This is a genomic window from Microbacterium sulfonylureivorans (assembly GCF_003999995.1).
Taxonomy (GTDB): Bacteria; Actinomycetota; Actinomycetes; order Actinomycetales; family Microbacteriaceae; genus Microbacterium; species Microbacterium sulfonylureivorans.
On the sequence record NZ_RJAD01000001.1, the window covers coordinates 1,789,771 to 1,801,175 of the forward strand.

Sequence of the window (11,405 nt, forward strand, 5' to 3'; positions counted from 1 at the left end):
GCATGGGTGCAACGCCACTGCTGGAGGATTCGATGACACTGCCGGAAACCTATGCCGGACTTGCGGGATCACCGGCGATCGCGCCGAGCGGGGTCATCGTGGTCACTGGCGGCGCAGGGCAGGGGATCGGCAGCGGCATCAGCCGTGCTTTGGCGGCCGTCGGGTGGACGGTGGCCATCGCTGACCGTGACATCTCCGCAGCGCGGGATGTCGCGCGGGACATGCGTAGCGATGGCATGGACGCGCACGCCGTAGAGATCGACGTCTCTGACGAAGAGAGTGTGGCTCGCGCATTCAGTCGCGCCATTCCCGAACTGGGAAGCCTGCGCGGTCTGGTGAACAACGCCGGCGTCGGCCTGGTGAAGAAGCTGGCCGAGGTGTCGGTGCCCGAGTGGGACCTTCTCCATGCGGTGGACCTGCGCGGCGCGTTCCTCTGCTCGCGCGCCGCGATTCCCGACATCATCCGCAACGGCGGCGGGGGGATCGTCAACATCGGATCCGTGCAGGCGCTCGGACCCCACTACGGGTACTCCACCTACGCAGCGGCGAAGGCCGGACTGATCGGCCTCAGCCGTGGCATCGCAGCCGATCACGGGCGTGACGGCATCCGATGCTCGATCATTCACCCCGGCCTTGTGGACAGTCCCCAGAATCGTGAGATCTTCGCGGCCTGGGGCGATCCGGAGGAGTGGATCGCCGACTACATCGGGTCGCGTCAGATGATTCCTCGACTGATTCGTCCCGATGAGGTCGGAGCAGTCGCGGCCTTCCTTCTCTCGGACGCGGGGCAGTCCATCACGGCGACCGAGATCGTGATCGATGGCGGCAGCTCGCGCATGGCATTCGACCGCACCGGAGACGACGAATGAGAATCGAACAGATCGAGCTGATCGAGGTCCAGGTTCCGGCGCGGGCGGGCGCGATCAACTCGCCCAGCCTCGACAAGCCCCTGCACAAACTGGCCACCGGGGCGGATGCCGCTTGGACGCGGCAGTTCGACGAGTTCCCCAAGGTGCTTCTGGTCGCGACGACCGAGGACGGGACCGTCGGCTACGGCGAGTCTCTGCGCGCACCCGACATGCCCACGCTCCGCGCGATGGCCCGCGGCCTGGCCGGGAGGGATGTCGCCGCCCTCGCGTGGCAGAACCTGCCGCTGGCCAAGAACCGGGAGTACGACGGCTTCGAGCTGCTCGTCCTCGATCTGCTGGCAAAACGGGCGGGCCTGCCGCTCGCAAGCCTGCTGGGCGGCTCCTATCGGAGCGAAGTCCCCGTCAGTGCGTGGAGTGGCCATCGCACCCCTGATGAGGCCGCGATGATCGCCGAGCGCGCGCAACGCAACGGCGCGACCACGCTCAAGCTGAAGTGCGAGCTCGACGACGACGTGGTGGAGATCGCGGCGGCGGTGCGTGAGAGATGTGGAGACGGATTCTCACTGATCTTCGATCCGAACGAGCGATTCGAGGAACTCAGGCATGCCGTCAAGATCGCCCGCGGACTCGAGAGGATCGGCAATGTGGTCTGCCTCGAAGACCCGCTCCCTCGGTGGGATCTGGGCGCATATGCCGAGCTGCGGGCGCGGACGTCGATTCCCATCGCGATTCATGTGGCGCTCGGCTACCTTTCGCACGGCCAGCGGATCAGCGACGTCACGTCCGCCATCGCGAGCCGCGCAGCCGACGTCTTCAACTTCAGCGCCGGCATCGCCGATTTCCTGCGAATGGCCCACATCGCCGACGCAGCGGGGCGCCCGTACTGGCACGGGAGCGAGATCGATCTCGGAATCATGGAAGCCGGCGCCGTTCATGCCGCCGCCGCGTCCGCCGGGGCAACGCTCCCGAGCGACATCTTCGGGCGCCTCATCCGCGAGACGGACCTTCTTCGCACCCCTCTGAGCATCACCGGGTCAGCGGTGTCGGTCCCGGAGGGGCCCGGGCTCGGAGTGGAACTGGATCTCGACGCGGTTGCAGCCCACGAGCTCTCGCGCGAGCTGGTCACTGCGGTGGTGGCGCGGTGACCGTCGACGATCAGATTCGAGATGTGTTGATCACGCGGGACATCGACGGATTCGTCGCGGGCGATTTCGAACTCGTGCGGTCCGACTTCGACGAAAGTCAGTTCACGGCATACAGCGGTGCCGACGGCTCGATGAGGCTGACGTACCCCGATCTGGAGGGCTATCGCGCCGATTGGCTCGCTCAGGCCGAGACTTTTCGCGACGTCGATCCGGCGGTTTTGACAGCGCAGCTTCACGCCGTCCAGCGGATCGCCCGCCTGGAAGTGAGTGGAACGCAGGCGCTAGCCACCAAGATCTTCGACGGTGAGGTCGACACCCCCGTTGGGCCGACCATCCTCGCGTGGACCACGTACTACTTTCTGCGAGCCCACGAGAGTGAACATCGGTGGCTGATCACCGGCTTCGTCGGCTACCTGCCTTCAACCTGGAGCACCTCATGACGCGAATCACGCCTATCCGCAACGCGACCCAGCACTCGAGCGCCGGCCCCTACTCGCCCGCCCTCGCGGTCTCGGCGGGCGACATTGTGGTCCTCAGCGGTCAGGGGCCTCTCGATGACCGCGGGGCCGTGGTCGGTGCCGACATCCGGGAACAGACGCGCATCACACTCGACAACGCCCGACGTATCCTCGCACTGGCGGGGGCGGACCTCTCGCACGTGTTCAAGGTGAACGCCTACCTCGCCGACCTCGACGACTGGGACGAATTCAACGCCGAGTACGTAGCCCACTTTCCCGAGCCGCGACCCGTGCGGACGACCGTGGGCGTGAAGCTCCTGCTCGGCATGAAGGTGGAGATCGAGCTCTGGGCGGCTCGATGAAGCTCATCAACTCGCGGTCCGACCAGGCGGCTTCCGGGCCCGGCATGGTAGCTCTGCTCCCGATGGGCGCCGTCGAGCAGCACTCACTCCATCTTCCGCTCGGCACCGATACATTGATCGTCGAAGCGATCGCTGCAGCCGTCGAGCGAAGGCTGCCCACAAGGGTCGTGCTCCTGCCCACACTCTCTGTCGGTGCAAGCGACCACCACCTCGCCATGCCGGGAACCATCTCAATCGGGACCCAGACTGCCGCCGATCATGCGACCCACCAGTGCCTGTCGCTCGCACAGAGCACCGGCATCCGGACCTTCGTCCTGCTGAATGGGCACGGTGGCAACCAGCCGGCCTGTCGCCTCGCGCTCGAGAAACTGCGTGCGGCGGCTCCTGGGGTTCGCGGTTTCGCAGTCGACTACTGGGGTCCGATGTTCGATGAATTGGATGCTTCCGGGACAGCCCGTCCTGCGGCCATGGGCCACGCGGACGCGATCGAGACCTCGATCCTGCTCGCGACCCATCCCGCGCTCGTCGACATGGACCGCGCCGTTGAGGACGGGTACCAGGATGCGCTGCCGGCGTACGTGACCACGACTGAGGGCATCCCGGAGCGCACCCGTCATGGCGGCGTCGGCGATCCCCGCAGGGCTACCGCGACGGACGGTGAGCGTTACTTCGGGGCAGCAGTAGAGGGCATCGTCACTTTGATCGGGACAATCGTCGGTGCGTCTGACAGTCCGCAGAAAGAAAGGAATGGCGTCGATGATTCCCACTAACGATGTGGAGCGGTTCGCCTTCGTACGTGAGTCCCTGTACACACCGGTCATCGGCGACATCCTGGACGTCCTTGGGCGCCGGCACCAGTTCCTCGACTCGCGGATCCGTCCGATCCTCCCTTCCATGGTGATGGTGGGCCGGGCGATGCCGGTACTCATCGCGGACACGTTCGGACCGCAGAAGCAACCGTTCGGGCGCCTCACCGAAGCGCTGGACAGCCTGCGCGCGGGCGAGGTCTACCTTGCGCGCAGTGGCCGCACCGAGTGCGCGGCGTGGGGTGAGATTCTTACGGCCACCGCGCGCGGACGCGGCGCGAGCGGCGCGGTCGTAGACGGCTTCCATCGCGACACGCGGCGTGTGCTCGAGCAGGATTGGCCGGTGTTCAGCCGGGGCTCGTTCGCGCAGGATGCCGGCGTCAGGGCATCGGTACTCGACTACCGGGTGAGTCTCGAGCTCGACGGCGTCGAAGTGAACCCTGGCGACCTCATCGTCGGTGATGTCGACGGCGTTGTCGTCGTACCCCGGTCCGTCGAAGACGAAGTGCTGGAGTTGGCCGCCGAGAAGGTCGCCGGCGAGAGTGTCACTCGACAGGCGATCGACTCGGGGATGTCGAGCTCGGCTGCGTGGGCCAAGTTCGGCGTGCTGTAGTGAATGCACCTCCCTTCGGGCCTCGCCGGGAACTGATTCCCACGGTCGGCGCGCTCGATCCTGTCCATGCCGAGGCCTTCGCAGCAGCTCTCACCGCGGGAGGAGTGCGGTACCTGGAGATCCTCCTCCGCGACCCACAGGCGTGGCAGCTGCTGGACGCGATGACGAGCGTTCCTGGCATCCGCGTGGGCGCGGGGACCATCCTCGATGCTGACGGCGCGCGCCGAGCCCGTGATGCGGGCGCCGCCTTTCTCGTGAGTCCCGGTCTTGACGTCGACCTCGCGAACGCGATCCGGTCGCTGGACATCCCCTACATCCCGGGTGTCGCCACGGCGAGCGATCTCATGCGGGCGCGGGGCGCGGGGCTTCACCACGTCAAGGTCTTCCCTGCAGAGCAGATCGGCGGGTCGGCAGCGCTGTCCGCCCTGAGCGCACCCTTTCCGGACATGCAGTTCATGCCCAGCGGTGGCGTCGACGAGAGCAGGCTGACCGCCTACTGCGCACTGAGTCAGGTCTTCGCGGTGGGGGGCTCGTGGCTCATCGACGCTGCTTCCCTCGCAACCGGCGACTTCTCGGATGTCACCTCCAAAGCCTGCTCCGCCGTCGCGATCATCTCGGGATCGGAGCCGCGCGGTGAGTGACGTGCTCTGCATAGGTGAGGCGCTGATCGTCTTCTCCCCCATCGACGATCCCGGGCTCGTCGGCGCACAAACGTACGATGCGAGCCTGGCCGGAGCCGAGGTCAACGTAGCAACCGCCCTCGCATCCGCGGGTGTCCCGGTCGAGTGGGCAGGCTTGGTCGGCAGTGATCCGTTCGGTGAACGCGTGGTCCACGAACTGACCGCCCGCGACATCGGAGCGTCGTATGTCGGCGGTGTGGACGGGTTGCCAACGGGCGTCTACTTCAAGCCCCGCGATGGCGGCGGTCCGCACTATTACCGCCGGGGTTCCGCCGCCTCGACATTCGGCCCCGCCGACGTCGACCGCATCGCCAAGATCCTCAGGCCCCGGCATGTCCATGTCAGCGGCGTGGCGGCACAGGCTTCCGAGGCCGGGCTGAGCGCGCTCCGGCACCTCGTCGGGGCACGTCCGTTCGGAGATGCCACGATATCGTTCGACGTCAATTTCCGAGCCGCTCTCGCATCTGATCAGACGGCCGAACAGCTGCAACGGCTGGCCGCGCTCAGCGACGTCGTCTTCGTCGGACGAGACGAGGCCGCCACTCTGTGGGCGGTCGCGGATGCCGAGCAGATTCGCCGACTGCTCCCTGACCCGCGGTGGCTGGTGGTGAAGGATGCCGACAAGGAAGCAGTTGAGTTCAACGGCGCGGGTGTGACGCGGGTTCCTGCGAACCATGTCGACGTGATCGAGCCGACAGGTGCGGGCGATGCGTTCGCGGCAGGCTGGATCGCGGCCTTCATACGAGGACTCGGTCCCGGGGACCGATTGAGTTCGGGGCACGAGTACGCGACCCGCGTATTGCGCAGCACCCGCGACTACGCAACGAACTCGGGAGCCTAGGGGCCGACTGCGCTGATCAGACACCAGAACGATGCGGTCTTGACAGGGGGCGTTACTACCTTGCTGACCGCGAGGTGGCCGCTGTCGGCGCACCCGGTCCTTCGAGCGGTTCCGAGGCCCGGCTGTGTCACCCGGAACACCGCGTCGTCCGTGGCCACACGATTTGCAGCTGTTCGTCGCGAATCGCGCCTGCTGGTTGACGCGTCCTGCACGCGGAGCGGATGCTCCTCGCAGGCCGGTCGAGGCCGATCGATTCCAAGGGTGGGAGTTCTAGATGCGCGCTCGATACGAATCTGCGATGAATCCGCACTTGCGCCGGGTGGTCGCCGCAGTCGCAGCGTCGGCGCTGGTGCTCAGCGGGATTCTGTGCGTGCAATCGACGGCCTCCGCGGCGGTGACAGCAACGCTCTACGTTGCACCTGCCGGATCCGGCACCGCGTGCACGCAATCGGCGCCGTGCAGCGTCGCAGCGGCGCAGACCAAAGTGCGCCAGATCAGACCCGTCGAGACCGGCGACATCGTGGTCAACGTGAGTGGCGGGACGTACTCGTTGACGCAGCCGCTGGACTTCGGCCCGCAGGACTCCGGACTGGATGCCCAGCGCCGGGTCATCTGGCAGGCCGCGCCGGGCGCCAACCCCGTGCTCAGTGGGGAGACCGCGGTCACAGGCTGGACGCAGGAAGGGAGCTCGGGGGTGTGGTCCGCGCCCGCGCCCACCGGCGTCACGGACACTCGGCAGTTGTACATAGACGACATTCGTGGAGTTCGCGCGCGCAGCGACTACCTCCCCAACCTCACCTTGGCGGAGCAGCCCCTGCGTGGCGGACGATTCACCACACCCACGACTCCCACGTCCATGTCGACCTGGAAGGATCCGACCGGCGTGGAGATGATCTTCCACGCGACATTCAACTCCAACCGATGTGTCGTCGAGTCAGTGACGACCAGCGGCACCCTCGACGTCGTGGACATCGAGGATCCGTGCTGGGACTACGCCGAATACGTCGGCAACTTTCAAAATCATGCTCGCGTCGTCACGTTTATCGAGAACGCCTACGAGCTGCTCGACGATCCCGGAGAGTGGTACTTCGATCGGGCGGGGACCGTCAAGGGCGACAGCATGCCGCGCTTCTACTACATGCCGCGATCCGGTCAGGCCATGACCGGGGGAGGCGCCGCGATCGTCACGGTGCCCCACGTCGAGAGCATCCTTCACATAGCGGGGACGTCTTCCAGCGCCAAGGTCAAGTTTGTGGAGTTCCGTGGGCTCACGGTCGCCGGTTCCACGTGGAGTCTGCCGGAGATCCAGGGCACCGCGGGAGTCGTCGACGACATGGAGACCACCCGGATCAGCTATGGCGGACCCGCCGGCGCTTGGATCGAGCAGAATTCCGACTATACGTACAAGGGCAAAGAACATGTGACGTCCGTCGAGGGGGCGTGGTTCGAGCACGAGTTCGACGGGACAGGGATTCGGCTCATCGGTGTTCAGCACCCGAACCGCGGCTCCTTCACCTATCAGATCGACAACGGCGCGCCAGTGGATGCGACGTGCAGTTCCACGCTCCTCATCACGTGGCGGCCGTGTGCCGAGATCACCGGGCTCGCGCCCGGGGTTCACACGCTGCGGGTCACGAAGACCGGAGACGATGGAAAGATGCTCGGCCTGGATGTGCTGCGAGCAATCGACCCGCCGTTGCCGGCCGGAGAGGACAACTCGGTTCCGGCTTATCTGGCGCAGCAAGGGGACATGATCATCTCGGGTGCGAAGTTCATGTGCGATGTCTCCAATCAGGTGACCACGCCCGCGGCGGTACGCATTGCGTATGCCGAGCATGTCACGTTCGTCGGGAACACGATCACGCGCGCGGGAGGCAGCGCGCTGCTGGTCGAGAAGAGCTCCAACAACGTCCGGATCGAAGGCAATCACATCTTCGACGTCTCCAGCAGCGGCATCCACATCGGCGGTGTGTCACCCGAGGATCAACGCCCCGCGGACTTCGCGGACCGCATGCACGACATCACGATAACCAACAACTATGTCCACGATGTCGCCGTGGAGTTCACGGGAAGCGTGGCCATTTTCGGGGGCTTCGTCGACACGCTGACCATCTCCCACAATGAGTTGGCCGACCTGCCGTACTCGGGCATCTCGGTCGGCTGGGGATGGGGAGTCGCCGACGCCGACAGTCAATCCACCTACCCGACCATCTGCATGAGCGAGGAAGAGCTGGCGTCCCATTCGGCGGGCAGCCCTCCTGCGCCCGTGGATACGGTGGCGCGGAACACCATCATCACCGACAACTACATTCACGACTACATGCGAATCGGAATGGATGGTGGAGCCGTCTACACGCTCGGCAATCAGCCGGGTTCGGTAGTCGAGCGCAACTACATCGCGCGGACAGGCAACTTCGATGGTCACCAGCGAGGCGTCTACCTTGACAACGGCACACACGGCTACACCGTGCGCGACAATGTCATCCATCAGGTCACCACTCCGTTGCTGCTCAACTACTCAGGCGGCGACCTCGCGTCTTCAGGCAACGTCGACGGACGCAACGTCGCGGCGCAGCCATGGACGTCGGCGGAGCAGGCTGTGGTCGCGAGCGCGGGGCTGCAGTCGGCGTACGAGCACCTGATTCCGCGCGCCGCCAGCCCGAATCTGTTGCGGGGAGCCGCCGCCACGGCGACCTCGGGGACGGCCGCGAACGCGGTTGACGGCTCCACCCAGACCAAGTGGCAGGTAGACGCGAGCGCTACTCAGGGCACTCTTACCGTCACGCTTCCGCGGCCGACGCTGGTGAACCGCATTGTGACGCTTGAGGGTCAGTACCGTGTCCACAGCTACGGGGCCATCTCCTCATACGAGATCGAGTATCAGAACCCTGCTGACGACACATGGGTCTCGCTGGCAGAGAACAACTACCCGGGAATCGTCCAGACCGACGTCTTCCAGGCCGTGACCGCGAAGGCGCTGAGGTTCAGCTTCACCGGCACGGCCGGTGCGTGGCTGGATGAGTTCGAGGCGTACTACGACAAGAACCTCGCTCAGAACAAGTCCGCCACCCAGTCGACCACGGCATACCTCGGCGCAGCGTCCCGCGCCGTGGACGGCGACACCAGCGGCGTCTGGACGGAGGGCTCGGTGACGGCGACGGACAGCACGGTCGCGCCGTGGTGGCAGGTCGATCTCGGCGATCAGTACGACCTGAGTGAGATCGACGTCTTCAACCGGGCTGAATACTCCGACAGGCTGTCGGACTTCTGGGTGTGCGTCTCCGTGCAACCGTATGACCACACTCTGACACCGTCGCAGCAAGCCGCCGTCAGTGGGGTGACCTGTCAACACGAGACATCCCAGGCCGGATCACCCAGCCGGATTCGCCTGTCGGCGCCAGGAAGGTACGTGATGATCCAACTCGGTGGGAGCTCGGCGGAGACTCTCTCCTTGGCAGAGGTCGAGGTGTACGGCACGCGACAGAGCAGCCTTGCCGCCGACCGGCCGGCGACGCAGTCGTCGACGGCATACGACGGCGTCGCCGATCGCGCCGTGGACGGCATCACCAGCGGCGTGTGGACAGAAGGCTCCGTGACGGCCACAGCGAGCACGACGAACCCGTGGTGGCAGGTCGACCTTGGCAGCCAGTACGACATCGCCCAGATCGATCTGTTCAACCGCAGCGAGTACGGGAGCAGGTTGTCGGACTACTGGGTGTGTGTCTCCGCGCAGCCCTTCAATCACACCCTGGCGCCGGACGAGCAAGCTGTCGCCAGCGGCGTGACATGCGACCACCAGACCAGTCAAGCCGGGTCGCCGACGCGGCTCCATCTGCCGGCGACCGGGCGGTACGTGATGGTCCAGCTCGGCGGGTCTGCTGCCGAGACGCTGTCGCTCGCCGAGGTCGAGGTGTACGGGGAGCTGCACGTTCCCCCGAACGTCGCCCAGGACAAGCCGGCAACCCAGTCCAGCACCCTGCTCTCCGCCGCCGCGACCCGCGCGGTGGACGGCGACTGGAGCGGCGTCTGGGAGTACGGATCCGTCACGGCGACTGCCAGCACGGTCCGCCCGTGGTGGGAGGTAGACCTTCAGGCACAGCACGTCGTGAGCTACATCGATGTGTTCAATCGCTCGCTGTACGGTGAAAGGCTCTCGGACTACTGGGTGTGCGTCTCGGCGCAGCCGTTCAACCACTCATTGACGCCATCGCAGCAGGCAAGCACCGCGGGCGTGACCTGTGATCATCAGACCACGCAAGCCGGCGCACCCACCCGAATCAGTCTTCCGGCCACCGGACGGTACGTGATGGTCCAGCTCGGCGGCGCGGCCGCCGAGACGCTGTCCCTCGCCGAGGTGGAGGTACACGCCGTTCCGGTGTCCTAGGACTACCGAAACGGAATCGCCGAACGTGCGGAGGGCCTTCGTGCGGGGAGCCGGGGGAGCTGGTCTGACCCCTCAGCTCCCAGGCGCGGAGGTCTCTCCTGCGCACTGGTCCCGGGAGACGCTGCAGCACGTCGCTCATGGCTACGTGAGTGACTGATCGGACAGCTGCACTGCCCTGCTCAGTCCCTTTCGAAGGTGCTCTCGCATCGCCTCATGCGCGCATGCGGGGTCGGCGGAGGCGAGCGCGCCGACTATCGCCGCGTGCTCCTCCCACGCTTGGCGGGCGGCGTGGACGCGGTGGTAGACGGTGAACCGGGCCATCGGCGTCATCAGCTGCTCCACGTGATCGACGATTCGAGGGTTGCCGGTCAGTGCGGCCACGGCCAGGTGGAAGTCGCGATCGCGCCTGCCCAGCTCGTCCACATTCGCGGCGTCGCTCTCGGAGGTCAGCGCCCGGGCCTCGTCGCACGTGAAGGTCAGCCTCTCGAGCGAGGCTACGGAGGCTCGTGCGGCAGCCTTCGCTGCGATTGCGGGCTCAAGGATCAGTCGGAGTTCGTACAGCTCCGCAATCGACCTCGAATCGAGCGAGGGTGAAGCGAAGAATCCCCGATACTCCATCCGCCGGACCAGACCCTCAGCCTCGAGGTGGGCGAGTGCTTGGCGGATCGGGCTGTTGGAGACGTGGAGTCGGCGCGAGATCTCGTCGAGGTTCAGCCGTGCCCCGGGTGCGATCTCGCCGGAGAGAAGGTGCTCCTTGAGGGTCGCGTACACCGCGTTGGCAAGCACTTGGCGATCGGTTGGGCGACTCCCTGCGGCGCCGTGATGCAAAGCGGTATCGCGAGTGGGTTGGCGGGTCCTCTGACTCATCTCCGTTGCACCATCTTGATGGATACCATCTGGCTTCCTATGGTCACCCTTCCGAGCGGTCCGGGCAGCTGCGATCCACGACCCACCCGTGAGGGCTGCCGTAGGTAGACGGCACGGCATCCGCGAGATCACGGCGCTCTTCTTGGGGGGCTATCTCACCGGAACGCTCGCTCCTCATTGGATGTCGTGGCCCCCGGGGCTGCCCTGCGGGGGCGGCTGTTTCGACAGCATCCTGCAGTAAATGCATTTATCACGCAAGAGTGAAAACGCTGCGGTGATCGGAGAGTCCGCGGGTCGTCGGTAGGGGTTCCAGTGAATCCCGCCGCACGATCACGACCCTCCGGTCGACGATCGTGTTCCTTGCTTGAGCGGCCCGATCT

At 65.9% G+C, this 11,405-nt stretch carries 10 protein-coding genes; 9 read left to right on the forward strand and 1 reads right to left on the reverse strand.

The annotated features are described in order from the left end of the window. Nucleotides 1–2 precede the first annotated feature (2 nt). The 9 genes from EER34_RS07870 (at nucleotide 3) to EER34_RS07910 (ending at nucleotide 10,158) form a co-directional block, all read left to right on the forward strand. Nucleotides 3–869 (forward strand): SDR family NAD(P)-dependent oxidoreductase, encoded by an 867-nt coding sequence (locus tag EER34_RS07870; RefSeq protein ID WP_127473936.1) that lies wholly within the window; start codon nucleotides 3–5, stop codon nucleotides 867–869. Beyond that, nucleotides 866–2,014 (forward strand): mandelate racemase/muconate lactonizing enzyme family protein, encoded by a 1,149-nt coding sequence (locus tag EER34_RS07875; RefSeq protein WP_127473937.1) that lies wholly within the window; start codon nucleotides 866–868, stop codon nucleotides 2,012–2,014. The genes EER34_RS07870 and EER34_RS07875 overlap by 4 nt, the downstream gene beginning before the upstream one ends. Continuing rightward, a complete protein-coding gene (locus EER34_RS07880; protein WP_127473938.1) occupies nucleotides 2,011–2,454 on the forward strand; it encodes a hypothetical protein in 444 nt (147 codons plus the stop codon). The genes EER34_RS07875 and EER34_RS07880 overlap by 4 nt, the downstream gene beginning before the upstream one ends. Further along, nucleotides 2,451–2,834: a RidA family protein gene (locus tag EER34_RS07885; RefSeq protein ID WP_127473939.1), complete on the forward strand. Its 384-nt coding sequence runs from the start codon at nucleotides 2,451–2,453 to the stop codon at nucleotides 2,832–2,834. The genes EER34_RS07880 and EER34_RS07885 overlap by 4 nt, the downstream gene beginning before the upstream one ends. After that, complete coding sequence (locus EER34_RS07890; protein ID WP_127473940.1) at nucleotides 2,831–3,604, forward strand: creatininase family protein; 774 nt, start codon at nucleotides 2,831–2,833, stop codon at nucleotides 3,602–3,604. Before EER34_RS07885 ends, EER34_RS07890 begins: the two co-directional genes overlap by 4 nt. After that, a complete protein-coding gene (locus EER34_RS07895; RefSeq protein ID WP_205791416.1) occupies nucleotides 3,552–4,253 on the forward strand; it encodes an RraA family protein in 702 nt (233 codons plus the stop codon). Before EER34_RS07890 ends, EER34_RS07895 begins: the two co-directional genes overlap by 53 nt. Further along, nucleotides 4,253–4,894: a bifunctional 4-hydroxy-2-oxoglutarate aldolase/2-dehydro-3-deoxy-phosphogluconate aldolase gene (locus EER34_RS07900; protein ID WP_164743498.1), complete on the forward strand. Its 642-nt coding sequence runs from the start codon at nucleotides 4,253–4,255 to the stop codon at nucleotides 4,892–4,894. Before EER34_RS07895 ends, EER34_RS07900 begins: the two co-directional genes overlap by 1 nt. Then, nucleotides 4,887–5,774 carry a sugar kinase gene (locus EER34_RS07905; protein WP_164743499.1) on the forward strand — a complete coding sequence of 296 codons (888 nt, stop codon included), beginning with the start codon at nucleotides 4,887–4,889 and terminating at the stop codon, nucleotides 5,772–5,774. Before EER34_RS07900 ends, EER34_RS07905 begins: the two co-directional genes overlap by 8 nt. A 298-nt stretch (nucleotides 5,775–6,072) precedes the next feature. Next, a complete protein-coding gene (locus EER34_RS07910; RefSeq protein ID WP_164743500.1) occupies nucleotides 6,073–10,158 on the forward strand; it encodes a galactose-binding domain-containing protein in 4,086 nt (1,361 codons plus the stop codon). A 141-nt stretch (nucleotides 10,159–10,299) separates the two neighbouring features. Here EER34_RS07910 and EER34_RS07915 read toward each other — a convergent pair whose 3' ends face one another. Continuing rightward, entirely contained in the window at nucleotides 10,300–10,944 is a 645-nt protein-coding gene (locus EER34_RS07915) for a GntR family transcriptional regulator (protein WP_164743501.1), read from the reverse strand. Nucleotides 10,945–11,405 lie beyond the last annotated feature (461 nt).